The sequence below is a fragment of the Polaromonas sp. YR568 genome, from assembly GCF_900116715.1.
Taxonomy (GTDB): domain Bacteria; phylum Pseudomonadota; class Gammaproteobacteria; order Burkholderiales; family Burkholderiaceae_C; genus Polaromonas.
Genome location: NZ_FPBM01000003.1, coordinates 142,569 through 167,924, shown reverse-complemented (window position 1 = coordinate 167,924; position 25,356 = coordinate 142,569). Strand labels below are relative to the sequence as shown.

Genomic DNA, 25,356 nt, shown 5'->3' with positions numbered 1-25,356 from the left:
CATGAAAGTCATCAAGCCCATCCGCCTGTCTGTCCTGTACAAGGCGTATTCAGACGGCCAGCGCGACGTGCTCGCGGTGACCGGGATGGTGCTCATGCCGTTTTCACAGCCCAGCCAGCTGGTGACGGAGCCCGCCCTCTGGAAGTTCGCGGCCGAGCAGCTCGGCAAGGACACCATGCTGGACGCCGCCATGCCCAAGCAAAGCGGGGAGTTCGTGGTGGCGGGCAAGTGCTACGCCCCCGGCGGAACACAGGTGCCGGCCATGGAGGTGAAGGTCAAGGTCGGAGCGCATGAGAAGTCCCTGATGGTGGTCGGCGACCGGCAATGGGTGCAGAACAAAAAGCAATGGGAGATCTCGCAGCCACTGCCTTTCACTGAGCTTGAGCTGGGCTACGCCAATGCCTTTGGCGGGACGGATTTTCCGCGCAATCCGTTGGGCAAGGGCATGCCGCCGGCGCAGGAGGACGCGCCGTATCCGCTGCCCAATATCTTCGATCCGAAAAAACCCATCGTCTCGGTGGAAGACCGGCCCGAGCCCGCTGGTTTTGCGCCCATAGACTTCATGTGGCCGCAACGCTTTAGCAAGGCCGGCACCTATGACGAGGCCTGGCGCAAGACCCGCTTTCCAGGTTATGCCGCCGACATGGACTGGAGCATCTTCAACACCGCGCAGCCCGACCAGTGGATGCCTGAGTTCCTGCGCGGCGACGAGAGCATCGAAGTCTCCGGCATGCACCCGCGCGACCGGGTGCAGCGCGCCACGCTGCCGGCCTTTGCCGCACGCTGCTTCATCACGGAAAAGACCCAGGCCGGCGAGGAGTTCCGCGCCGTGCCCATGCATGCGGAAACACTGCTGCTCTTTCCCAACGCCTCGCACATGCTGCTGATCTTCCGCGGCACCGTGCCTATCGCCAGCGACGACGCCACCAGCGTGCTGCACCTCGTCGCCGCCCTGGAAGACCTGGGCCAGCCCAAACCCACTGCGCATTACCGCGAAGTGCTCGCGCAGCGCCTGGACAAGCGCAAGGGTGCGGCCTACTCAATGGACGATAACCCGTTGATGCCGCCTGGCCTGAAGGATGCGCCGCCGGTGGCCGAGGTTGCCGAGGTCGATGGCAAGACCCAGCTCAAGGGCCACCTGGAAGGCAACCAGCGGCGCAAAGCTGAAAAAGAACTGGCGCGTGGCAAGCAGGAAGCCGCCGCGCAGCGTGCGCAGCTGCTGGAGATTGCCCGCATCAACAAACAGCCGCCGCCCGACCTGACCGCTTACGACAAAGTGCTGGCGCAGACCCTGCCGCCCAAGGCCGCCCCCACGCGGCTCGACCAGTTGCCGCAGATTCTGGATGAGGTGGAGAAAGAAACGGCTGCCGCCCGCGCCGCCGCGCTCGCCCAGAAGGCTGAGATGGACAAGATGCTGCGCGACTTGTGCAAGCAGCAGGGCATCGACTTTGAAAAACTGCCCAAGGGCGGGCCCGCACCGCGTGTAAAGGCAGCTGAAGCCATGGGCAGGCTGCAGGCTGTGAGCGCAGCCAACAAGGCCATGGGCGTGGCCAACCCCGAACTCGACAAACTGCTGGCCGACCCCAAGATGGCGCAGCGCCTGCAGCAGGCGGAAGACATTTCACTGAAGACCTACCGCATAGGCGCTCAGCATTTTTCGCCTACCGACGTGGGGGGTCAGGCGCAGGCCTTGCGCGGGCAGGTGCTGGCCGGCCTGGCGCAAGGCGCTTCGTTTGCCGGCCAGGACCTCACCGGCGCCGACCTCAATGGCCTGGACCTGTCAAACCGCGACTTTGCGGACGCGTTGATGGAAAACGTCAATCTCTCCAACGCCGATCTCTCGAATGCCAAGCTGGCCGGCGCCTTGCTCGCGCATGCCAGGCTGGGTGGTGCCAAGTTGGCACAGGCCAATTTCTCGAACGCCAACCTCGGCAAAGCCGTCATGACCGGTGTGCAAGCGCAGGGCGCCAACTTTACCGGCGCGGTGCTGGACGAGGCCGACCTCACAGGTGCAGACCTCAGCGACGCCAAGCTTGACGGCGCCAAGCTGGCATCGGCCGTATTGCGTGGCGCCAGGCTGCTGCGTATCTCGGCACCGGGTGCGCACCTGATGGACATGTTCAACGTCCAGCCCGACACGCCGGTGGAAGAGCAACCCGGGATGAACCTGCGCGGGCTTGATTTCTCGGGTGCCAACCTCAAGGGCGCGATGTTCATGAACAGCCAGCTCGACGGCGCCTGTTTCAAAGGCGCCAACCTCGAAGGCGCGACGCTGCTCGGTGCATCCGCTGCCGGTGTGGACTTTTCGGGCGCCAACATGGTGGGGCTGCGTGTGGTGATGGGAACCCGGCTGGAAGGCGCAGTCTTTAAAGGTGCGAACCTGAGCCGCTCCAACTTCCGCGGCGCGATGATGGACAAGGCCGACCTGAGCGGGGCCACCCTGGACAGCGCTGATTTTTGCGACACCAGCCTCAAGCTGGCCGTGCTGACCGGCGCCAACGCCAGCAACCTGCTCGCGGCGAAGGCCAACTTCTCGAATGCCCGCCTGGACCGCGTCAATTTTTTCCAGGCGATCCTGCAAAAAGCCGATGTCGCGGGCGCGGACATGCGCAAGAGCAATTTCTTCAGGGCCGATCTGATCAAGCTCAAACGCGACGAGCTGAGCCTGATGGACGGCGCGAACTTGGACAACACCCTGCTCAAGGAAGACCGCCATGGCACGTGATGACCTGATGGCACGCGCGCTGGACGGCGACATCATCCAGGGCGAAGACTATTCCAACGCCGACCTGAGCGGTATTGACCTGCGCGGTGCGGTGATAGAGGAAACGCTGTTTCGCGGCGCCAATCTGGCGGGCGCCTTGCTCGATGAAGCGGTGCTGGACCGCTGCGACTTCTCGGGTGCCAATTTTGCGGGTGCGAGCCTGTGCCGCACCGTGCTGAACAAATGCCAGTTGCCCAATGCCAACCTGGAAGGCGCGCAAATGTCGGCCGTCAAGCTGGTGGAGTGCCCCATGGCCGGCGCACGCCTGGTGAACACCGAGCTGGCAATAGGCGCGCTGATCTCCTGCGACCTGAAGGGCGCGGACTTCTCCGGCGCCAATCTTGACCGCGCGCTGCTTCACAAAAACCAGATGCAGAAAGCGCAGTTCACCGGCGCCAAGCTGAAGCAGACCAATTTTTATGAATCTGAACTGGCCGGCGTGCAGTTCGGCAAAGCCGAATGCTTTAACCCGGTATTTTTCCGCTCCAATTTGGCCGGCATGGATTTGTCTGGCCTGGTGCTGACGCTCGCGCAGTTCACCGAAGCTGACCTCAGCGGCGCCAACCTGTCGGGTTCGGACTTGACCCAGTGCAACTTCAAGGGTGCGAACCTTTCAGGTGCGCGGCTGGATAAATCAAAGGCCGCCAACGCCTTGTTTCCCGAGGCAAAACTCTGCGGTGCGTCGCTGGCCGGGACGTTTTTGCAGCAGGCGATCTTCATGGCCGCCGATGTGTCGGGCGCCGACCTGTCAGGTTGTGACCTCTCCCGGGCGCAGTTCGCAAAGGCGAACTGCAAGGCGGCGGTGTTCAGGGGCGCCAACCTGACGGACAGCAATTTTTCGCACGCCGAGCTGGGCGAGGCCGACATGTCGGACACCACGCTGACGGGTGCGAACCTGCACCGCATCAAGGAAGAAAAAACCCGCTGGCAGGGGGCCAATCGCGAACTGGCCCGCGGCACCGATGCCCAACTCGCCGCGGCAGAAGATTTTGGCGCCACGGCATGAGCCGCAGGCCAACCCCGACAACACCATTTGTATTTGTGCAAGGAGTGAAAAAATGATCGCTACCCCTCTCAGAGAAAAATCCCTGGTGCTGCAACAGCAGTACGGCGAAGTGACCCAGGTCGCAGGGCAAGCCCTGTCGGTGCGCACCGGTGAAACCGTGCTGCGCGCGCGCCGCGCCGCCAGTTGCCTGCTCACGCCGCTGACGGGCGACAAGGTCTTGCTGGTCACCGACCACGATGACGCTTATGTGCTGGCGGTGCTGGAAAGGTCCCAGGCCAACCAGGCCACGCTTGAGTTGCCGGGCGACACGGAGATCCGCGCGGGTGGCGGCCGCTTGCGCCTGACCGCACGCGACGGCATCGGCATGGAAACCGCCTCCGACGTCTCTTTGCTCGCAACGCAGCTGAATGTCAGCGCGGTGCAGGGCGAGGTGCTGGTCAACAGCCTGTCCTTCACTGGCGACCTGCTGCGCGGCTGCATAGACCGCATCAAGCTGGTCGGCCGCAGCTTTGACGCCGTGCTGGAGCGTTATTACCAGCGCGTGAGCCGCTCCTACCGCCACGTCGACGAGATCGACCAGGTCAAGGCCTCCCAGATGTACTACGAGGCGAAGAACACCTTCTCGCTGCACGCCAAAAACACCGTGATGACCGCCGAAGAGCTCGTCAAGGTCGACGCCGAACAAATTCACATGGGCTGAAGCATATGTTTGCCAACACACAAATGGGCGGCATCAGCCTGGGGTTTCCCGATGTTTGCATCATCATGATTCCCTCGCCGGCCGGCCCGATTCCAACGCCGCTTCCTTTTCCAAACACCGCCATGGATATGGTGGGCATCCCTGCGGTCTACAACGTTTTGTTCGGCGGTGCGCCGGCGGAAAACCTCATGACCATGTCGCCCATGAGCACCGGCGACACGGGTGTCGGCGTTGCTTCGGGCATGTGCATGGGCCCCAAGCGTCCCCTCCTGGGTTCTTTCAAGGTGCTGGTGGGCTGCATGTTCGCATCGCGCCTGACCAGCATCAACATGCAGAACTCAACGAACTGCCCGGGCGTCAGCCTGGTGCCGTCCCAGTTCCGGGTGCTGCTTTTGACATAAACCCAAGGCGCCAGGCCCAGCTCTCTTTTTTCATTGCCCAGAACTTTCGGGAAATACCATGGCTATCTCTGCACAACAACTTGCGGCGAACAAGCGCTTCGAATTCGTCTCCCGTGCTTTTGGTGACGACAAGTTCGCGGTGGTGAAGATGAGTGGTTTCGAGGCCATCTCCAAACCCTTTCGCTTCACGCTGACCCTGGTCTCCGATGACCCGGACATCGACTTCGACAAGGTCTTGCAAAACCCGGCTGAGCTGCGCATCTTTGCGCCTGGCGGTGCTTCGTCAACGCCTTACCACGGCATGATTGCGGCCTTTGAGCAACTGCACAAGAGCGACGGTTATGTGTTCTACCAGGCTGTGCTGGTGCCGCGCCTGTGGCAACTGTCGCTTTATCAGGTGTCCGAGGTGTATCTGGAGGACCAGCCCATCCCCGAGACGGTCAAGAATGTGCTGGAGCAAAGCCGCCTCAGCAGCGCCGACTTCGAATTCAAACTCTCGGGCAGCTACCGCAAGCGCAGCTATGTCTGCCAGTATCAGGAGACCCACCTCGACTTCCTCTCGCGCTGGATGGAGAAGGAAGGCATGTACTTCTACTTCGAGCACGAGGGCCGCAACGACAAGCTGGCCATCGTGGATAACCGCAGCATGCATGCGGCTGCCGCCGTCAAGGTGCTGTACCGCCCCATCAATGAGCAGGACACCGGCAACACCGGCGATTCGGTGCAGGAGTTTGTCTGCCGCCAGGAGCCCTTGCCCAAACAGGTCGTGCTGCGTGACTTCAACCACCGCAAGGCCCATATCGAGTTGAAGGTCACCGCGCCGGTGTCCGATGGCGGCATGGGCGAAATCAACATCTACGGTGAAAACTTCCGCGATGAAGAAGAGGGCAAACGCTACGCCAAACTGCGCGCCGAAGAAATCCTGTGCGGCGCGCGGGTTTTCAGTGGCGAGGCCACGGCCGTGGGCCTGCGCAGCGGCTACTTCATGGAGATGGATCGCCACTACCGCTCGGCTTTCAATGGCCGCTACCTCGTTACCGAAGTGCAGCACGAGGGCTCACAGGCCGCGGCGCTTTTAACCGGCACGCAAGGCATGCCGGGTGAGGGTGGCGAAACGCAGGGCGAGACAAATTACCGCGCGAGCTTTCGCGCCATCCCGGCCGCCACCCAGTTCCGCCCTGCGCGCACCACCGCAAAACCCAAGGTCATCGGCACGATGAACGCAATCATCGACGGCGCGGGTCTGGGCGAGTACGCGGAGCTGGATGCCTGGGGCCAGTACAAGGTGCAACTGCCCTTTGACAACAGCGACAAGAACGCCGGCAAAGGCTCGGCGCGAGTGCGCATGGCTTCACCCTATGCGGGCAGCGACCACGGCATGAATTTTCCGCTGCAGAAAAATGCCGAGGTCTTGCTGTCTTTTGTGGACGGCGACCCGGATCAACCGGTGATTTTGGGTGCGGTGCCGAATTCAGAGAACCCCAGCGTCGTGAACCACGACAACCCGCATGAAAACAAGATCACGACCAAGGGCGGCAACCAGATCTTCATGGGTGACGCGAAAAGCAAGCAGATGCTTTGGCTGCATTCCCCGACCAGTAATAGCAGCATTGGCATGGGCTCCACGCACGACGACTCGGACAAAGACAAGGATAAAGACAAGGACAAAGACAAGAAGGACGAAGGTGGCCTGGCCTTTATCACGGGCGGCGCCAAGCAGGAAGTCACCATCGGCAACAAGTACGAACTCTCGGTGGGCCTGGCCAGTGAAATCAAGCTGGGCGGCGAGACCAAGATTGAAGCGGGCTTCGCCAACGAGATCAAGGTGAACCGGGCTTTTGCCTTTTCGCACAGTGACGAGGTCAAGTGGGTCAAGGGCAGCGCTTACGTGGTGGAAGAAGAAGAGAGCTACAAGATATCGCACCACGACAGCAACACCTCGGCCAAAGGCATCAACCTCAAAGGCGGCTTTGCCGACGACCACGCGCAGCACCTGGCTTTCGAGGCTCTGCGCAAAACCGCGACCCGCGGCATCATGGCGGTGACGGCTTTGAATGTTGCGGCTTCCGCGGGCTTTATGGCCTGGCTGATGAAAACCAAGGACGGGGAACATGCGCCCGCGCCCGCACCAGCCCCCGCGCCGCATTCCAGCGGCCACGAAGCGGAAGGGAAAGACCCCAACCAGGTTGCGCAGGAGAAAGAGCAAAAACTCAAGTTCACCGGCAAGCTGGCCGACTGGAATACCGCCGCCAAAATCTCCGCAGGCGCTGCGGCCGTCAACACGGCGCTGACGCTGACCGCCCTGACCGTGGTGCGAAAGCTGCTCAAGGCTTATGCGGAGGACTATGACAAGCTCAAATACGTCGGCGAGCTGGACCTGAGCAAAAGCGGGACCAAGCTGACGGCCGAGACGCAGGATTCGTTCACCGAGATGACGCAGCTGGCCGGGGGCTTCAGCCTGCGCACGCTGCCCGCGGCGGACGTGGCCGCCGATCCTCCCGACAACGCGAACAAGTCCGTCATCAGCGCCGCCAAGGGCACCACCAGCGTGAATGCGGGCACGGCCATCAAGCTGACTTCGCCTGATGTCAACATCGCCATCCCCAGCGGAAGAAACGGCATCGGCATGGATGACACCGGCGTCACACTCCTGGCGAACCATTCGGCAGTGATGGTGGAGCCGAACGCGGTCAGCATCGTGAGCCAGAAGGTCGCGCTGGGATTCACCCGCGCGCCGCCGCCGCTGGTGGTGGACCCCATCGCCACGGCAGCACTCGCGGCGGCCGTTGCCGCCCACCAGGCGGCAGTGACGGCCTATCGGGTCCCCGGCTTCAAGCGCCTTTCAAATGAGGCGCGTGGTGTGCTTTTCGACAACCTGCAGGCGCGCAAGGCAGACTTGCTGGCGGCGCAAAACCGTGTCGCCCAGCTGGCCGCGATACCAGCGCCCGCCGGCAACGTGAACAACGGTTTCGAGGTCGACGCGACCAAGGCTGAAATGGTGTTCGGCAACGCCGGCGTGCGCGCCAACGACACGGGCCTGGCCTTCAAGTTCGGCACCACCTCATCGATGAACTTCAGCCCCGCCGGGCTGAAGGCCGACGGCAGCATCATCCAGCTGGGTTGATCGATGAAAGTTTTCAAGCCCGACGCGCTCGCCCTGCTGTACCGCAACCTCCGGTTCGGCCGGAGGAACCTGCTCTCGCTCGGGCTGATGGGCATGTTTCATTACGGCAGCAGCCGCCGCGACGCGCTGGCCACCGAGCCGGAGCTTTGGGCTGCCGTGGCCGCAGCCCTGGGCAGCGACCAGATGCTGGACGAAGGCATGCCCAAGACCACCGCCGAGTTTCTGGTGTACGGCGCCTGCCATGGCCCGGAGGGGCGTGCGGTGGAACAACTGCCGGTCAACATCAAAGTCGGCACGGTGGCAAAGACCCTGTACGTGTTTGGCGACCGGCAGTTCACTTTGCTGGGCACCTCGGCCCCCAAGCCCTTTACCCGCATGCCCCTGGGCGCCGCGAATGCCTTTGGCGGCCCGGGCCACCCGGTGAACCCGCTGGGCAAAGGCTTTGCCGAAGTGCCGGGGCCCGACGGTGCGCTTGTCAGGCCCTTGCCCAATGTCGAGCTGCCCAACTCCTTGATAGTCCATGAGGGCGATGCCCCCGCCCCCGCGGGTTTCGGCGCATTGGCTGTCGATTCGCCGCAGCGCCAGCGCTTGCTGGGCCAGTTTGACGACGCCTGGGTGAAAAGAAGCTGGCCGCATCTGCCCGAAGACACGCAGCCCGAATTTTTCCAGACCGCACCACCGGACCAGCGCATGGCGGGGTTCTTTCGCGGCGACGAAGCCATCAGCATCGGCCATATGCACCTTGGGCAGCCGCTGATCTCGACGGCGCTGCCCAAGCTGCGCGCGCGCTGCTTTGTCAACCGCCTGCGAGGCGGCCGCGAAGAGTTTGCTGAAGTCGAGGCGCGGGCCGAAACCGTCTGGCTGTTTCCTGAGCTCGAATGCGGCATCGTGCTGTACAGGGCGGTAGAGACCACGCTGGATGAAGAGGCCGACGACGTGCTGCACATGATGGCGGAGTGGGAGAACCTGGCCGACGCGCCTCTGTCCTTCGAGCATTACCAGGCACTCTTCAAGAGCAAGCTTCCCGCGGCGCTGGCAGAAGCAGAAGCCGCAAGTGCACCGCCACTGGCTGCCGCACCAGCCAAACCGGCCGTTGCCGCTGCGGCCGTCGCGCTACCGGCTGCCGCCGCTGTGCCAGAGCCCCCCAGCCCCGGCATGATGGAACTGCAAACCATGGAGGCGGATCTCCAGGCGAAAACCGCTGAGATCATGAAGCGCAACGGATTGACGGAGAACGACCTGAACCGGCTGGTGCCGCCTGCCACCGAGTCGCCGGCTTCCGTTGTGGAGCTGGAAGGCCTGATTGAGCAACTGGAGCAGCGGGCCGCCGACACCTTGCGCAGCAACGGCATGACGCAGGTCGACGTGCAAAAGCTCTTGCCCCCGGCGATGGTTGAAACGCCTGCCAACATGGCCGAACTCCAGTCCCTGCTGCAGCAGGTGGAAGCGCAGACGCGGCAGACCCTGGCCAAACAGGGCATGACGGAAGCGAGCCTGCGGGAGTTTGTTGCTTCGCGCCCAGAGCTCGCGAACGTGGTCTCGTCGGTGGCGCCGCAGCCTGAACTCTCGACGCTGTTTGCGGGGCTGCCCGCAGCACCGGCGCTCGCCGCCGCAGCAGCAGCGCCGCCAACGGTGCCGCCTCCCGACTTCGCCCTGCCGCAGGCCGTCGCCGCGCCGCGGCCCCTGACCCGTGAGGGTGTGGTTGAGCGCCACGCCCAGGGGCGCGGCTTTGAAAAAATGGACTTGCGCGGCCTGGACCTCTCTGGCCTGGACCTGGCCGGCGCCAATTTCACCGAAGCCGTGCTTGAAAAAACCAGCTTTGCCAACAGCAAGCTCGCGGGTTCGAGCTTCAGCCGCGGCTTGCTCGCCGGAGTTGATTTCAGCGGCGCCGACCTGGGCAAGGCCTCACTGGCCGGCGCCAGCGCGGCCGCGGCAAAATTTGCCGGTACGCGCATGGAAGGCAGCGATGCCAGCGCGGGCGATTTCAGCGGTGCGGATTTTGCCGGCGCCAAACTGGCAGGCGCCAACCTGTCACGCTCGGTTTTTGACGGCGCGAAGATGGCCGGCTTCAGCGCGGCCGATTGCCGCGCCGACGGTGCGAGCTTTAGCGAATGCGACCTCAAGGGGGCGGACTTTGCGCGTGCCAATCTTGCGGGTGCGAGTTTCGGCCAGGCTTGCCTGGAAGATGCACAGCTGACGGGCACGCGCTGCGAAAAAACCGAGTTCTACGGCGCCCGGGCGGCGCGCGCGAATTTTGCCGAGGCGAACCTCAAAGGCTCGCGCGCCGACAAGGGCTCGCAGTTTGCGGATGCCAGGTTTACCGGCGCGCACCTGGGCCGCGCCAACTGGGAGGGCGCGGGTATTCAAAAGGCGCTGTTCGACAAGGCCGTGCTGGACGATGCCGACTTCAGCCGCGTTGCCGGCACCGGCGCGCAGTTCGCGGGGGCGTCCGCCAAAGGCGCAAAGTTCGACAAGGCCGATCTGGCGAATGCCGATTTCACGCGGGTCAACCTGTTTCAGGGCTCGCTGCGCGCCGCCAAACTGGAAACCACGGCGCTGAAGTTCTCCAACCTCTACGGTGCGGATTTCTACGGCACCACAACGACCATCGCCAACACCGAAGGCTCGGTGATCGACAACACCTTGCTGCCGGTCCGGCGCACGCCAGCATGAGCAGCGAAACCGGCATGAACCTCCAGCAGGCCCTCGCAGTGATCGAGAGCTCCCGTCAGTTGACGGGTGTTGATCTGTCGGGCGCCGACCTGTCCGGCAAGGATTTTTCTGACTGCATCTTTCAGGACGTCAAACTCGCCGGCGCCAACTTCGGTGCTGCCAAACTTTTGAATGCGAGGTTTCTTGGCTGTGACCTGTCGGGCGCGCTGTTTGCGGGCGCGGACATTGGCGGCGCGGCATTCCAGCAATGCGGCTTCACAGGCGCCAAGCTGGCTTCGCTGCGCGCGCAGGGCGCCGAATTCTTCGCCTGCGATTTTTCTTCGGCCGCTGCGGCCGGCGCGGACTTCAGCCACGCCTTCTTTAACCAATGCAATTTCACCGGCATGAGCTTGAGCGGTGCGACCTTGCTGCGCGCCGACTGCCACGAATGCCGCTTTGACAACACCGACATGAGCCGCGCCAACCTGACTCGGCTGATGCTCTCGGCGACCGACCTGCGCACTGTTTCGTTCACCGGGGCCGTCATGCAGCAGACCTACCTCAAAGGCTGCAACCTGCAGGGCCAGAAGTTCGCGGGCTGCGACATCACCATGGCGTCTTTTGTTGACGCACAACTGCAGAATGCGGACTTCAGCGGCCTTACGCTGGACCGCACCAGCTTCATGGGCGCCCAGCTGCAAGGTGCGAAGTTCGCGCAGGTCTTTGGTTACTACACCTGCTTTATCGCCGCACAAATGGCCGGGGCGGACTTGTCGGAAGCGCAGTTCGGCATGAGCGATGCAAGCGGCGCGGATTTGGCTGGCGCAAACGTCGAGGCCTCGCGCTGGTCCATCTGCGTCTTTGCGAAGGCGAAGCTGCCCAAGACGCGCTTGAAGGGCGCCGCGATGATCGACTGCGATTTCTCGCACGCCGACCTGTCGGAAGCTGATTGCTCGCTCGCCAGCTTTAAGGGCACCAACCTGCATGCGATAGGGCGCCGCGACACGCGCTGGGATAACAACTCGCGCGATGGCGCCAGACTCACTGACGAAACACTGCAACGCGCCGAAAACTGGCAGCCTGCCTGAAGCCTGCCTAAACCCATTTGTTGAAAGACCTGACCATGTTGAATTCTCTTGTACCGCTTTCCCGCCCCGGCGCCGTTGCCGCACCCGGCCTTGAATACGCGCAGGTCACCGGCCGCGCCGACAAATGGTTTTTCCTCGACGGCCCGGTTGAGCGCGCGCTGCGGGCTGACAGCTGCCTGGTCGAGCCCGCCGACGGCGACCTGGTGCTGGTCTGCAGCGGCGCCACGGCGGCGACGAGTTTTATCCTCGCGGTGCTGACGCGCGCCGACGCGAACAAATCGACCGTGACCTTGCCAGGTGGCGCAGCGCTGTGCACCGAGCAGGGCAGGCTGCGCATAGACGCCGCCGGGATTGAACTTGCGGCGGCCCAGGAGCTGTCCTTGCAGGCACCCAAGGTCGGCATCACCGCGGTCAGCGGTGACATGAGCTTTACGCATTTGCAGACCAGCGCGCAGGAGGTGAATGCGCGCTTCGGCAAGGTCACCTCGCTGGCGCTCAGCGTGCAGTCGACGGTGGGCCGATTGATCCAGAAAGCGCAGGACTGTTTCCGTTCGGTGGAGAACCTGGACGAAACCCGGGCCGGCCGTGTGCGCATGCAGGTGAAGGACCGCTTTCATGTGACCTCACGCCACGCCAGCGTGATCGCTGAAGGCCAGGTCAAGATCGACGGCGAAAAAATCGACCTCGGCTGAAGGGAAGCAGCACCATGTTCGCAGTCACCAAACAAAACGGCCAGTGCATGGCTCCTGCCGACGTCTGCAAGACGCCGGCGCCGCCGGCAGGGCCGATTCCGGTTCCTTACCCCAACATCGCCATGCCGATGATGGGCAACCCGGCCACGCTCAAGGTCATGGTGACCGGCATGCCAGCACTGAACAAGGGCTCGAAAATCCCGACCAGCAATGGCAACCAGCCCGGCGCGGCGGGTGGTGTCGTTTCGGGAAAAATCATGGGCGCGACTGAGTTCATCCAGGGAAGCACCAAGGTGAAATTTGAAGGCAGCCCGGCAGTCCGCCTGGGCGACCCGACCAAACAGAATGATGGCAATGGGGTGGGCAATGTGCTCGCGCCCAGCCAGGCCAAAGTCATGATCATGAGCTGAGCGCTCCAAGCAATGCAAAACAAAGGACAAGCATGAAAACCGTCTGGATCACTGCCCTGAAGGAAGACCAGCCCCGCGTGGCCGCCGTGACCGCGGTACTCAAACGCTACGGCCTGCAATGCAAAGGCCACTTCTGGTCTGACCAGCCCGACAAACTGGCCTGGCGCGTGGCGCTAGAGGCTCTGGTCGAGGCCAAGGCCGACGCCTGGCTGGTGCTGGTCGATGGCGACGAGATCAAAAAGCCCTCGGTGCGCTACGGTCTGTCGCTGATGGCCGCGGCCCTGCGCAGCGCGCGGGGCGGCAATTTCCCCATCCTGACGCTCTGGAATTCAGTGCCGCCCGCCGATGCCGCGCTGCCGCCGCTGTTGGCGCAGGCTGAGCTGCTGCTGGAGTCCGGGGCGACCTGGCCCGCCAAAATCGTGGCCAAGGCCAATGTGCCGGCCAGGGCGGCGCCCGCCGAATTCCGGCTCGACATCCTCGGCAACGAGCGCCTGGGGCAGTGGTTTGAGATCGGCCCGGTAGCCGGCGCCTGGTCGGGCGTGGTGTTTGGTGTGACAGGCGCCGATGTGCAGATCAACTTTCAGGCGGTGGGCCCCAAGGGCGCGCTGCCCGACAAAACCAGCCTGGAGTTCGCCCAGGAGGGCATGCAGATCAAGGTGGGCGGCCGCGATTTCACGGCCTGGGCGGTCCGCAACGAGGTGGGTGCCGATGCATCCTATTTCGCGCGTGTGAAGGGCTCGCCTGAAGCGATCCTGTTCATGCCGTACGCGGAAGAAAGTGATGCGCCCGCCGACATTGTGTGGCTGACTTGACGCAGCCTGCCGGACTCCCCTGTTCAGTCCAGCCGCTTGCGGGCCGGGCCGGTGATATCGCCGCCCGCGCTGACCAGCAGGGCTTCGCCCGGGTCGTAGGGCAGTTCGGCGACGCGCTCTTCGTCGTTAAAGCGGTAGCCGACGCGGTAGACCGACTGGCTGTGCGCGGTCTGCAGGCGAGTGCCGCAGGTTTTGTCACGCAGAAAGACTTCGACAGGGATGTCACCTTCGGGATCGTCGCTGGGCTCCGGGGGCACGGCGGGTGGAAACACCATCTCCCAGAGCGCCTTGCCGGCCAGCGCGCCGCCCGCCATGCTGGCGACGGTGATGGCGATTTTCTGTTTCCCCAGCTTGTCGCCGATGGCGCCGCCTATGACGGCGCCGGTCACACCGCCGGGGCCGAGCACAAAGCCGCCACCGGCGCTGCCGAGGATGACGGGCACGGCCCAGCGTTTGTAGACGGCGGCAGTCGCATGGCGCTTGAGCAGGAAGCCGCCCGTGATGCCGCCCATGGCCGCACCTATCAGCGGCACGGCATTGCGCAGCAGCCAGGGCTTGGCGTTGTTTTGGCGGACCAGGTATTCGCGTTCGGGAATCAGCACCTGCCAGCAGGTGGATTCGACGCTGCTGGTGCTGGCCAGCGTGGCGTAGGCATAGAGCACGGGCGCGACGACCGGCGGGGGCGGGAGCTCAAGCTCCGCCACGGGGTCAGCGGTGGTAGTGGTAGCGGCAGTGGCGGGCGGCAAACCCTGGCCCAGCGCGGACAGGCCCGGCAGCAGCAACGCGATGCCGATAAGCCCCGGGTAAATTGCCGCTCCAATATGCATGGCTTATTATCATCATTCCCTAATGATTTCACCAAAATTACCTTTAATTACGAGCAGGCAAAACTTGGTTGAAAAGAGGTCTCTTGAGGTGCGTCCAAGGTGGAAAGCGGGCGCCTGGCTGGCGGCCGCCGGGCTGGGGATGGTGCTCGCGGGTTGTTCCACGGCCAATTCCCTGATGGGCGGCAACACGCGCAAGGAAGCCGTGGCAGAAATCGCCTGGGATTTCGCGCGCAACGCCATCCTGGTGGAGGTCGAAGCCGATCCCAAGCTCAATCAATATGGGGGAGAGGCGCATACGCTGGTGCTCGGTGTTTACCAGATGGAAGATTCCGCAGCCTTCTATAAATTGATAGCAGACGCGGCGCTGGTGGGAAAATCGCTGGAAAGCGGCAAGGGCGGTGAGGGGTTTGTGCACTTTGCGCGCTATGTGGTGACGCCGGGCCAGCACTCCATCCTGCAGCTGGACCGGGCCCAAAAAGCCAAATTTGTAGGCATTGCGGCCGGTTATTACCAGATAGAAGCGGCCAAGAGCGCGCGGCTCTTTGAAGTGCCGCTCACGGTCGAGAGCTCGGGCATGGTCAGCACCACCTACAAAGCCGCGCCGGCCACCCTGGCGGTGCGCCTGAATCTGGGTCCGGATGAGCTGGTCAATGCACAGCGGCTTAACCGGGACCCGACGGAGAAGAAGTCCAGCGAAGCGGTTCCGCTCGATGGAGGGGGGCGGGAGATCAAGCTGACACCCGATACGCTCAACGATGTGATGAACGTCAACAGTGCAGTGAAAAAACTGGACAAATAAGGACAGCAGGCAGCACATGGATGAAAAACAAGGCATTTACTGGCACCAGGGCATGTTCCTGCAGTCCCAGCATTTCCAGATGGCTGATCTGCACAACCAGTTCCAGCACAAGCCCATCCAGGAATCCGGCCTGCCGCACTTCTGGGGTGTGGGCGAGCTGGAGATCGTCGCCGCAGCCGCCGCCAACCGCACGGTGGAGGTGCAAACCGCCCGCCTGCTGTTTCAGGACCGCACCTATGTCGAGTACCCGGGCAACGCCGTCATCAAGGCCCGCCCTTTCGACGCGGACTGGGTGGAGGGCGACAAGCCTTTCACCGTCTATCTGGGGCTGAAGAAGCTCAGCGCCACCGAAAACAACGTCACCATCGCGGCCGACCTGACCGAAGCCGGCGGCGTGTCCACTCGCTACGCCACGCTGGCCAACCCGCCGGATGTGGCGGATCTTTACTCGGAAGGGCCGGCCGCCCAGGTGCGCACCCTGCTGCATGTGGTCAAGGTGTTCTTTGAGGGCGAGATCGACAAGCTGCAGGACTACAGCCTGATCCCGATCGCACGCCTGGTGCGCGACGGCGATGCCATCAAGCTGTCCGAGAGTTTTATCCCGCCTTGCTATGCGATTTCCGGCTCCAATGTGCTGCTGCGGCTGGTCAAAGACATCCGCGACGAGCTGACCGGCCGTGCCCGGCAACTGCAAGAGTACAAAAGCCCGCGCGAAATGCAAAAGGCCGAATTCGACGCGAGCTACATGGTGTTTTTGCTGGCCCTGCGCTCGCTCAACCGGGCCAGCCCCTACCTGTTTCACCTGACTGAAACCCGCCAGGTCCACCCGTGGCTGGCCTACGGCGCCATGCGCCAGCTGATCGGCGAGCTGAGCTCTTTCTCGGAGCGCTTCAACATGCTGGGCGAGGCGGAAGACGGCACCCCGGGGCTGCCCCCGTACGACCACAGCGAACTCGGCAAGTGTTTCGAGCGCGTGCGCACCATGGTGAGCCACCTGCTCAATGAAATCACCGTCGGCCCCGAGTTCCTCACCATCCTCGAGCACCGGGGCGACTACCACGTGGGGGAGCTGCCGCGCAACTTCTTCGGCCAGAGAAACCGCTTCTACCTGGTCATACGCACCGAAAAAGACATGGAATGGGTGGTGGACTCCGTCCAGCGCGACGCGCGGCTGGCTGCCGTCGACGAGATGCCCGGGCTGATTTCGCATGCCTTGCCGGGCCTGGAGCTGATTCACATGGTGGCGGCGCCGCAAGGCCTGCCCAGGCGGTCATACTCCTACTACTTCCGGATTGAGCAGATGAGCCAGCAATGGGAAGTCGTAGAGCGCGAAGGCACCATTGCGCTGTACTGGATGGATGCCCCGGCCGACCTGAAGGCCGAAATTGTTGTGTTGCGGAGATAACGTGCGGCTCGTTGACTGTTTTATCCCTTCCATGGCGTTTGTGCGCCATCTCCAGGAGCAACCCTCCGGGAGCGCCGCATCGGTCAAGGAGCAGCTTGACGGATTGCTGGCCGACGCCCGCCGCAAAGGCCAGGAAAGCGGCATCTCCGAGTCCGACATCCAGAGCGGGCTGTTTGCCGTGGCCGCCTGGGCCGACGAAATCCTGCTGGCGGCCCCATGGCCGGGCGCCGAGGAATGGAAGCGCCAGCTGCTGCAAAAGCGCTACTTCAATACCTCCAGCGCGGGTGTGGAGTTTTTCACCCGCCTGGAAGCGCTGGGCGCGCAGCAGCTTGCGATCCGCGAGGTGTATTTCTTCTGCCTCAGCATGGGGTTTGTCGGCCGTTATGGCCGGGACCGCAACCCCAAGGCGCTCGACGACATCAAGCAGGCGAGTCTCTCCCAACTGGTGCAAGAGGGCGACGGCATTTTTGGTGAGTCGGGCAAGGTGATGTTTCCACAGGCCTATGCCGTGGCGCGCTCCAAAGACCGCGGCCAGCAGGCCGATGGCCGCTGGCGCTGGAAGATGTCTTCCCTCACCCTGAACGTGCTGCTGATACCGCTGATCGTGCTGGTGGTGCTCTACGGCATCTACCACGTGATCATCTGGCAGACGGTCAACTCCATCATGGCGCAGATCAAATGAAGGCCTTGCGCACATTCCTTTTGTGGCTGCTGGTGCTGGTGGTGCTGGCGCTGCTGAGCTGGGGCCTGGCCCTCTATATGGAATGGCCGTTGTGGGCCGCCGTGGTGATCTTCCTGGGCGTGCTCGGCCTCTACTTGCTGGTGCGCTTCATCATCCGCCTGGTGCAGGTGTTCCGATCGCGCAGCCGCATGGCCCAGCTGTCGGCCGCCAACCAGGACAAGGCCGCCAAACAGGCCTCCCCGCGGGCAACGCTGATCCGCAACTGGAAAAATGCCGCCGCCACGCTGCGCGCCTCCAGCCTCAAACGTTTTGGCAACCCGCTGTATGTGCTGCCTTGGTACATGGTGGTGGGCCGCTCCGGCACGGGTAAAACCACCGCGCTGACGCGCACGCGCCTGTCGTCGTCGATCCAGAAGGTCAGTCAGAGCGCCCGCATCGAGCAGACCGCCAACTACGACTGGTGGTACTTCGACCGCGCCGTGATCATCGATTGCGCCGGCCGTTATGTGGAAGCAGCCGACCTCGAGCAGGACCGCGCCGAGTGGGAGCTGGGCCTGGACCTGCTGGCCAAGTACCGCGGCAAGGAAGGGCTCAACGGCCTGGTGCTGGCCATCAGCACCGAGCGCCTGGCAACCCCCGACAAAGACGCCCTGATGGAAGAAGGCCGCGTCATCCGCGAGCGCATCGAGCAATTGATCCGCCTTTTCGGCAAGCGCTTTCCGGTGTATGTGCTGGTCACGCAGTGCGACCGCCTCTACGGCATGGAAGAGTGGGCCCGCCAGCTCACCGAAAGCGCGCTGGAGCAGGCCATGGGCTTTCTGGCCGAGCCGGACACCAACGAACCCGGCGACCGGCAGTTCCTCGACAAGGCCTTCAGCAACATCCATGAACGGCTCCAGGTCTTGCGCACCGTGCTGGTGGCGCGCGGCAATGCTGTTTCGCCCGAGCTGCTGCTGTTTCCCAATGAGCTGAACCAGCTCAAACCGGGGCTTGATGTTTTTCTGCGCGCCTGCTTTGGCGACAGCGCCTACCTTGAAACACCGTTCCTGCGGGGCCTTTTCTTCAGCAGCGGCTTGCAGCAGGGCGGCGCCGTGTCCAGCCTGCTGGGCCGGGTGTTGCCGCCCGTGGCATCGCACCCCAGCGCCAATGCGGGCCTTTTCCTGCACGACTTTTTCGGGCGCATCCTGCCGCAGGACAAAAACATCTCGCTGCCGGCTTCCCTGCGTAATCCGTGGCGCACGGCGACGCAAAACCTCGGGCTGCTTTCGTGGGTGCTACTGACCCTGGCCGCCGCCATCGTGATGACGATGGGTTTTCTTAACAACATGGAAACGCTTTCCCTGCTGCAGGAAAAGAACCGTTTGAACATCAAGTTCGAAGGCCAGCTGGAGGCCGATGCCACCACGCTGGAACGCCTGAGCGAGACGATTTCCCTGGTCGAGAAACGCGACGACAACTGGAAAACCCAGTGGATGGTGACAAGCACCAACATCGACGACCTGGAAGCCCGCCTCAAGAGCACATACACCGACAACTTCCGCCGCTATATCCTGCCGACCACCGACGCCAACTATGCCGAGGATTCGGAGCGGATCTTGCAGAGCGATCCCAACAACGAATTCGCGCGCACGGTGCGCAACCTGGTTCGCTATATCAACATCCTGCAGGCGCACCAGCGCGGGGCAGATCGCGACGCGCTGCTGGCCATGCCGCAGCGCCAGCATATTTCGCGCTACACGCCCGAGCTGTACACCCGGCTGAACGATCTCTATATCTCCAACATCTCCTGGTCGGCCCCGGCCGACCCCTATGTGCCGGTGCGCCTGCGCTTTGAGCAGCAGATGCTCAACCGCCTGGCCTTTCATGACCGCGCGCTGACCTGGCTGACGGGCTTGCCCGACACCGACCCTCTCGTCAAACCCGTCACCGTGCAAACCTTCTGGGGTGGCGCCGCACGCACGCAAACCACCGGCACGCCGCCGCCTGTGGTCACCCCCGCTTTCACCCTGGCCGGCAAGGCCGGGATCGACAGCTTCCTCGGGGAGATGGAAAAAAGCATTGATGACGGCCCCAAATTCCTGGCGCAGCGCAGCCAGTTTGAGGCCTGGTACAAAGAGCAGCGCCTGCAGAGCTGGCAAAAATTCGCCGCCGGTTTTTCAGGCACCGAACGCACCTTGTCCGGTGAGGCCGAGTGGCGTGCCTCCATGGGCCTCATCACCAGCGCAAGAAGCCCTTATTACCGGGTGATGGACCGCATCAACGAGGAGTTCACCGCCGAGCCCACCGCGCAGTTGCCCAGCTGGCTGCGCCTGTCGCGCGAGTTAGGTGACCTGCGCAGCCAGGCCGTCAGGACCGGCACGGCCGGCGAGGCGCTCAACGTGGTGGGCGCCATCAACAATGTAGGCGGCAAGGCGATGAAGGAAGTTCTTTCGGGCGCCACCAAGCAGGGCCAGGACACCATCAAGAACAACCTGGGCGCGGCCGCCACCCTGCAAAAATTCTTCACTGACCTCAACGCGGTCGCCACGGACGTGGTGGCCGGGCCGGGCAAGGCCTACCAGGCCGCGGTGGACTTTCACAGCTTCTCCACCGACCCCGCCGTCAAGGCTTCTGTCCTGCATTCGGCGGCCGACGGCCTGGTGCAGTTGCGGCGGCTGGTGGGTTACCAGACGCCCGACGACGAAGCCGTCTGGCAGCTGATGGGCGGGCCGCTGCGTTTTGTGCTCGGCTACACCGAAGAGCAGGCTTCCTGCAGCCTGCAAGGCGAGTGGGCTTCCAAGGTCGACTGGCCGCTGCAAACCGCGCCCAACATGAACGCCATGGTGGACCAGCTATACGGCGCCAAGGGCACCGTCTGGGCTTTTGCCGACGGCCCGGCCAAGCCCTTCCTGCAGCGTGACGCCAACCGCTTTGCGATCGTGCAGACGCTGGGTTACAGCGTGCCCTTCACGCGGCAGTTCTTGCCCATGCTCAACGACGCAGCCGGCAAGCGCGTCGAGCAGCTGGTGACGCAGCAGCGCGCCGAGCTGCAGGATCAGACCGACAAGCTGGCGAGCCAGAAGGAACAACTGCAGACCCAGCAGGCGCTGGCCCAGGTAGAGCGTGTGCTGGCCGACATCAAACAAAAGGTCGACGCCATCAAGGCCCAGGCTTTGCAACTGACCGTCACCGCGCAGCCCACTAGCGTCAACCCCGGCGCCAAGGCCAAGCCTTTTGTCACCGTGCTGGCGGTGCAGTGCGCTACCGGCGCGCGCGTCATCAACAACTACAACTTCCCCGTCACCGACAGCTTCCCGCTGGGCGACCGCCAGTGCGGCGAGGTCACGCTGCAGATCAAGATCGAAGACGTAGTGCTCACCAAGAAGTACCCGGGCTCCACCGGTGTCGTGCGTTTCCTGCAAGATTTCAGGGACGGCGCGCGCCAGTTCAACGTGGACGAGTTCCCGTCGGCCCGCGCGCGGCTCGATGCCCTGGGCGTGCGCCAGGTCGGCCTGCGCTACAACTTTGAAGGCCATGAGGCCATCCTGAGAGCGGCGCAACAGCTCGAGCTGCTGGAGCGCCAGGAGAAGGAAAAGACGGCGGAAAAGCAGCGCCTGCAAGACGTGCAATTTGCACGCGAAGAACGCGGCATCCAGGCCAAACTCTCCAACGCCACCAGCGTGCCCGGGATTGAGGTGTCGGTGCCCAAGCAGATCGGTGTCTGCTGGGACACGCGCATGACGCCCCACAAACCGCAAGACACCCAGGCCATGTTCAAGGAACTGGCTGCGGCGCAACTGCAGGCCACGCCGGCAGCTACGACGGCGCCGGCCGTTCCCGCGCGCTAAAAGACGGCCTCGCCTTGCTGTTGGGTAGTGCGATGTGGATTTCTGTGCTTGTTTGATCCGTTTTTCCGTCGAGCGCTGAGCCATTGGTAATGTCCTTTTGCGCAGAACTGAAGGTCTGCATTTCAGGATACTGATAAGGTCAAGCGATTGCGAAAAGTCGGATCAGATCGACGTGAAATTCAACAATCTCATTGCCCGTGACTGACGAAAAAGCGTTCGACAAAATTCACTCGCTCCTGGCTGACGGGAAAGCCACGCAAGCTCTTCGTCACTTGCTTGACTCCCAAACGGGTCGACTCCGTAAGGAAGTTGCATGGGATGCGAATCATGCCTGGTACTGCGTTGGTGGCGCGTATTTCAAACTCGAAGATTTCAAGCAGGCGGTGCAGGCGTATCGAAAAGCCTGTCGCGTCAATTCGCAAGACGCACTGGCCCTTTGGGCGCTAGGAAATAGTTATGACGCACTGGCGCGGCCCAAACTGGCTGAGCGAGCCTTTCGCTTGGCACTGGATCAAACCATGAATGAACGTAATAAAGCTGCAGTGTTACTTAACCTCGGAAACGCGCTGTTTGATCAAAAGCGATTTGATGAAGCGGGAAGCGTTTACTTGCAGGTCAAAGGACGGCGAGATGAAATCGGCACAAAGGCGCGAAAGAACCTGAAAAAGGTGATGGAGCTGACGGCTATATAGATTTCGTGCTTGTTTGATCCGGCTTTTCATCGAGCGCTGAGCTATCAGTGGTGTCCTTTTTATAAAGAACTGAAGGCTCACATTTCGGAGGTTCTGATAGGCTCAAGCGACTGCGAAAAGTCGGGTCAGATCGACGTGAAATTCAACAGCGATGTCGAAATGGTTTGCCGAATACGAAAATCTGAGATCGAAGTTACCGGAAAACACTCGCGGGCCGGTGGATCCGGAGTTTGACAGCAGACTCAACGAAGTCTTGAAGACTGCGGTAGAAAAAGTCAAAGCGGCCAAACAAAACCGCAGTCAATAGGTTTGCTGTTGAATTTCCCGGCGCCTGACTCCGGGCGACTGCGAAAAGTCGGGTCAAGTCAATGTGGAATTCAACAATCCAGCCTCAATCTTTCTATCAACTCTTGACTCGCGCTCTTGTGAGAGGCGAGTACTGACGATGCAGATAACGAGATGCCAATCAGAATTAGCTCAACACAAGGCCTCTTGAACTACTCACTGAAACTCTCAAAGGTGAAGAGGTGTTCGGCTGCGCTGAAAATTCTTTCGAGAGCAAAGCAAAGGAGCTTTTCTGTCGACGAGCTTAGAAAAGCAGCCTTGATTTATTCCTATTGCAGTTTGCCAGTTGACTCGGAGAAATGTTGGCTTGAGATTGAAGCGCGAGCAGAAATGGCGCCGGGCGATTTTTATATGCTTGGATCGCTTCAAGCCGAAATGAAAAAAATAGAACCAGCCATTCACTCGTTAGAACATGAGATTCAACTTTCCCTTACGCTTTCCGAGTCTTATTACTTGTGTAGCAGCGCAATCATTTTGGCGAGTCTCTTGATAGAAGCGGGAGATATTCCGGAGGCGAAAAAAATCCTGAAACTAGTTGATCCCGGGGAAGGCGGGTTTATTCCACATGTTGGCTACAAAACAAAAGTTGAGCTCCTTGCGCGTGTGGAAGAAAAACTCAAGAAGTAAATTTCCGAGGGAATGTTTATTCCGTGAATAAGCAAGCTGATCCGGCTGTGTTGAATTTCTCATGTCACCAGCTTGACCGCCATACCCGCATCCAGGCCGACAATCCGCGCGAGCAGGGCGTCCGCCTTGCTCCGGTCTTCCTCGTCGCGCGTCATCACCCCATAAGCCACCTTCAGACCGTCCAGCGCCATGGCTGGGTCCCACACCGTGAGTTCGTGCCGGTCAATGCTTTCGACCACGGTTTGCGCAAAGGCTTTCAGCATGGCGCCTGGGCGGTGCTCCAGCAGCAGTTCGCACAGGCGGATCTGCAGCAGGAGCTGCTCCCTGGCTGACGGGTGCAGGGCCAGCTGGTCTTGCAGGCAGGCGGCTGCGCTTGCGAGGTCGTCGTTGGCGGCCAGCGAGCGCGCATTGCGGATCGCGGCGGTGACTTCGTCCCGTTCGCGGCCGGAGGCGGCGGGCCTGCCGGAGCCGGTGAAAGAGCCTATGCCCAGCGTGGCGAGCCAGTCTTGCGTGTCGCCGTCGGCAAAGGGCATGCCGCCTGCAAACGACAGTTGTTCCAGGCCCGGCAGGCGCGCCAGCAGGCGCGAGGTCTCATTGCAGACCTCCTGGCGGGCGGACGCAAAGCCGCTGCCCATGCGCCCCAATGCGGCGGCGCAGATGGCGTTGAGGTCCAGCCAGAAAGGAAAGACGGCGAGCTGGGCTTCGGCAAACTGCACGAGCTCTGCGTCCGCCTGGCTGTCTTTCAGCCGCACCAGGGCATCGGTGACTTGTGAAATGGGCGGCGGAAGGCGGGTCTGGCCCGCGTCGGCCGGCGGCAGGGCCTCCAGCGTCGACCAGGCCGCCGTGCGGTTCAGCCGGTAAGACAGTGGGTTGCTGCTGTCGTTGGCCAGGAACCACTCGGCCAGGCTTCCCATGCGGCTGCAGGCGTCTTCCAGTGCGCGCTCGACGTTGCTGGCTGAGTCCAGCAGCAAGGTGGCGGGTGGAGGGGCTGCCTCGCCTGTTGCGCCCGCTGCAGGCGCCGGCGCGGCTGCGCCGGGTTCCGGTTCCGGTGGGGCCACGATCACCTCGGCCACCGTCAGGCTGTTGATCAGCGAGAGCAGTGTGCGCACGGAAGGCGCTTCGCTGTCTTTGTCGGCCACCACGGCGTCGATGGCGCGCACGCGGTCGTTCAGCTGCGCCACCAAATCGCCTTCCTGCGGCGGCAGCGAGGCCCAGTCCGTCTCGGTGGCGCGCTGCTGGACGCGGTCTATCAGCCACTGCAGGGCGTTGCGGCGCCCCCGCATGCGCTTGAGCGGCGGGTACAGGGTGTCCCAGTAGGTCTGCACCAGGTCGCCCACCACCTTCAGGCCGTCGGCCAGCCCGTAGAGGCCCCGCGTTTCCAGCAGGCCGGCCGTCAGGTAGCACGCCACCAGCAAGTCCTTGCCTTTGGTGCCCAGCAGTTCGGCGGCAAGCTGCGTGACCTTGTTCCAGTCCATCGTCGGGCTGTTGACCGCGCTCGACAACTTGGCAAGCTCGGCCTCCAGCAGCTCGAACGCGGGCTCTTCGCGCACCTCGCTGCCCACGGGGTCTGCCCCGGGAATGGGCTGCTTGCCGAGTTCGGAAATCAGGTCTGTAGTCATAGGGTCAACAGTGAAGGTGTGCGGGGTGCGGAAAATGCCGGAAAGTCAGGGAAGCTGTGCAAATACCGTTGTTATTAATTCTGGAGCGGCTTGCGCATGTTCACTCCCACAACGCCTCCACTTCGGCATTGAGAAAGTAGCCCACACCGCGCTCGGTACACAACAGCTTGGGGTTCTTGGCGTCGGCTTCCAGCTTGCGGCGCAAGCGCAGGATCTGCACATCGATCGCGCGGTCGTAGATGTCGTCAAACGCGCGGGTCCGCTCCAGCAATTGCTCACGCGAGATGATGCGCCCGGGCGTTCCCAGAAACACCGCCAGCAGGTTGAACTCGGCATTGGTGAGCGACACCGGCTTGCCTTCGGGTGATGTGAGCCGGCGCGTGTTGAGGTTCAGCGCCCACAGGGCAAAGCGGTAGGCGCGCGGGTGCTTGCCGCGCGTCACCGGCACCTGCACGCTGCTGTTGGGCGGCAGGCTGGGGGCCTGCGCGTCGGGGTTGCTGGCGGCGCCCGAGGCGCGGCGTGTCACGGCGCGTATGCGGGCCAGCACTTCGCGCAATGAAAACGGTTTGGTGATGTAGTCGTCGGCACCCAGCTCCAGGCCCATGACCCTGTCGGCCTCTTCGAGCCGGCCCGTCAGGCAGATGATGGAAATCGGCTGCTCGGCGCGCCACTTGCGGGCCAGGTCTATGCCGTCGCCATCGGGCAGGCTCAGGTCAAGCAGAACCAGGCTGTAGGCATTGCTCGCCACGGCCTTGACGGCCTCGGTCGCCGTGCCGACGCCGGACACGCTCAGGCCGTGCCCCGTCAGGTAGTCGATCAACAGCTTGCGCAGGGCGTCATCGTCGTCGACGACCAGGATGGCTTGGGGTTTGGGCTGCGTCATG

At 62.7% G+C, this 25,356-nt stretch carries 19 protein-coding genes; 16 read left to right on the top strand and 3 right to left on the bottom strand.

All coding sequences use genetic code 11. The annotated features are described in order from the left end of the window. The first annotated feature begins 1 nt into the window (after position 1). The 10 genes from BM408_RS08250 to BM408_RS08205 are packed head-to-tail and all read left to right on the top strand — an operon-like array spanning position 2 to position 13,649. Complete coding sequence (locus BM408_RS08250) at positions 2-2,725, top strand: DUF2169 family type VI secretion system accessory protein (protein WP_092128857.1); 2,724 nt, start codon at positions 2-4, stop codon at positions 2,723-2,725. Then, positions 2,715-3,770 carry a pentapeptide repeat-containing protein gene (locus BM408_RS08245; protein WP_092128855.1) on the top strand — a complete coding sequence of 352 codons (1,056 nt, stop codon included), beginning with the start codon at positions 2,715-2,717 and terminating at the stop codon, positions 3,768-3,770. Before BM408_RS08250 ends, BM408_RS08245 begins: the two co-directional genes overlap by 11 nt. Positions 3,771-3,822: 52 nt before the next feature. Continuing rightward, entirely contained in the window at positions 3,823-4,470 is a 648-nt protein-coding gene (locus BM408_RS08240) for a DUF3540 domain-containing protein (RefSeq protein WP_175541730.1), read from the top strand. A gap of 5 nt (positions 4,471-4,475) precedes the next feature. After that, on the top strand, positions 4,476-4,871 hold the full coding sequence (locus tag BM408_RS08235; protein WP_092128851.1) for a DUF4150 domain-containing protein: 396 nt from the start codon (positions 4,476-4,478) through the stop codon (positions 4,869-4,871). Positions 4,872-4,929: 58 nt separating this feature from the next. After that, positions 4,930-7,995, top strand: a complete 3,066-nt coding sequence (locus BM408_RS08230) for a type VI secretion system Vgr family protein (RefSeq protein ID WP_092128848.1) — start codon at positions 4,930-4,932, stop codon at positions 7,993-7,995. Positions 7,996-7,998: 3 nt separating this feature from the next. Beyond that, positions 7,999-10,668 (top strand): DUF2169 domain-containing protein, encoded by a 2,670-nt coding sequence (locus BM408_RS08225; RefSeq protein ID WP_092128845.1) that lies wholly within the window; start codon positions 7,999-8,001, stop codon positions 10,666-10,668. Continuing rightward, positions 10,665-11,735, top strand: coding sequence for a pentapeptide repeat-containing protein (locus BM408_RS08220; RefSeq protein WP_092128843.1), 1,071 nt, complete (start codon positions 10,665-10,667; stop codon positions 11,733-11,735). Before BM408_RS08225 ends, BM408_RS08220 begins: the two co-directional genes overlap by 4 nt. A 35-nt stretch (positions 11,736-11,770) precedes the next feature. Next, positions 11,771-12,427, top strand: coding sequence for a DUF3540 domain-containing protein (locus tag BM408_RS08215; protein ID WP_092129495.1), 657 nt, complete (start codon positions 11,771-11,773; stop codon positions 12,425-12,427). A 14-nt stretch (positions 12,428-12,441) separates the two neighbouring features. Next, entirely contained in the window at positions 12,442-12,837 is a 396-nt protein-coding gene (locus BM408_RS08210; RefSeq protein WP_092128841.1) for a DUF4150 domain-containing protein, read from the top strand. Between the two features lie 32 nt (positions 12,838-12,869). Beyond that, a complete protein-coding gene (locus BM408_RS08205) occupies positions 12,870-13,649 on the top strand; it encodes a hypothetical protein (protein WP_092128839.1) in 780 nt (259 codons plus the stop codon). Positions 13,650-13,672: 23 nt separating this feature from the next. Here BM408_RS08205 and BM408_RS08200 read toward each other — a convergent pair whose 3' ends face one another. Continuing rightward, positions 13,673-14,476, bottom strand: coding sequence for a hypothetical protein (locus BM408_RS08200; RefSeq protein WP_092128837.1), 804 nt, complete (start codon positions 14,474-14,476; stop codon positions 13,673-13,675). 22 nt (positions 14,477-14,498) lie between these two features. On the opposite strand from BM408_RS08200, the gene tssJ reads away from it, so the two are divergent. From tssJ to BM408_RS22700, 6 genes are all read left to right on the top strand, one after another. Further along, the gene (gene tssJ, locus BM408_RS08195) at positions 14,499-15,275 is read left to right on the top strand and encodes a type VI secretion system lipoprotein TssJ (protein WP_175541729.1); all 777 of its coding nucleotides are present in this window, start codon (positions 14,499-14,501) and stop codon (positions 15,273-15,275) included. Positions 15,276-15,291: 16 nt separating this feature from the next. After that, positions 15,292-16,680: a type VI secretion system baseplate subunit TssK gene (gene tssK, locus BM408_RS08190; RefSeq protein ID WP_092128833.1), complete on the top strand. Its 1,389-nt coding sequence runs from the start codon at positions 15,292-15,294 to the stop codon at positions 16,678-16,680. A gap of 1 nt (position 16,681) precedes the next feature. After that, positions 16,682-17,362, top strand: a complete 681-nt coding sequence (locus BM408_RS08185; RefSeq protein WP_092128831.1) for a DotU family type IV/VI secretion system protein — start codon at positions 16,682-16,684, stop codon at positions 17,360-17,362. 5 nt (positions 17,363-17,367) lie between these two features. Continuing rightward, the gene (locus tag BM408_RS08180; RefSeq protein WP_175541728.1) at positions 17,368-21,189 is read left to right on the top strand and encodes a type VI secretion protein IcmF/TssM N-terminal domain-containing protein; all 3,822 of its coding nucleotides are present in this window, start codon (positions 17,368-17,370) and stop codon (positions 21,187-21,189) included. Between the two features lie 197 nt (positions 21,190-21,386). Then, the gene (locus BM408_RS08175) at positions 21,387-21,881 is read left to right on the top strand and encodes a tetratricopeptide repeat protein (protein WP_139237321.1); all 495 of its coding nucleotides are present in this window, start codon (positions 21,387-21,389) and stop codon (positions 21,879-21,881) included. A gap of 492 nt (positions 21,882-22,373) precedes the next feature. After that, on the top strand, positions 22,374-22,853 hold the full coding sequence (locus BM408_RS22700) for a hypothetical protein (protein ID WP_139237320.1): 480 nt from the start codon (positions 22,374-22,376) through the stop codon (positions 22,851-22,853). 59 nt (positions 22,854-22,912) lie between these two features. Here the strand turns inward: BM408_RS22700 and tssA are convergent, their stop codons facing one another. Then, the gene (gene tssA / locus BM408_RS08165; protein ID WP_092128823.1) at positions 22,913-24,472 is read right to left on the bottom strand and encodes a type VI secretion system protein TssA; all 1,560 of its coding nucleotides are present in this window, start codon (positions 24,470-24,472) and stop codon (positions 22,913-22,915) included. A gap of 100 nt (positions 24,473-24,572) precedes the next feature. Then, positions 24,573-25,355, bottom strand: a complete 783-nt coding sequence (locus BM408_RS08160) for a response regulator (protein WP_092128821.1) — start codon at positions 25,353-25,355, stop codon at positions 24,573-24,575. Between the last annotated feature and the right edge of the window lies 1 nt (position 25,356).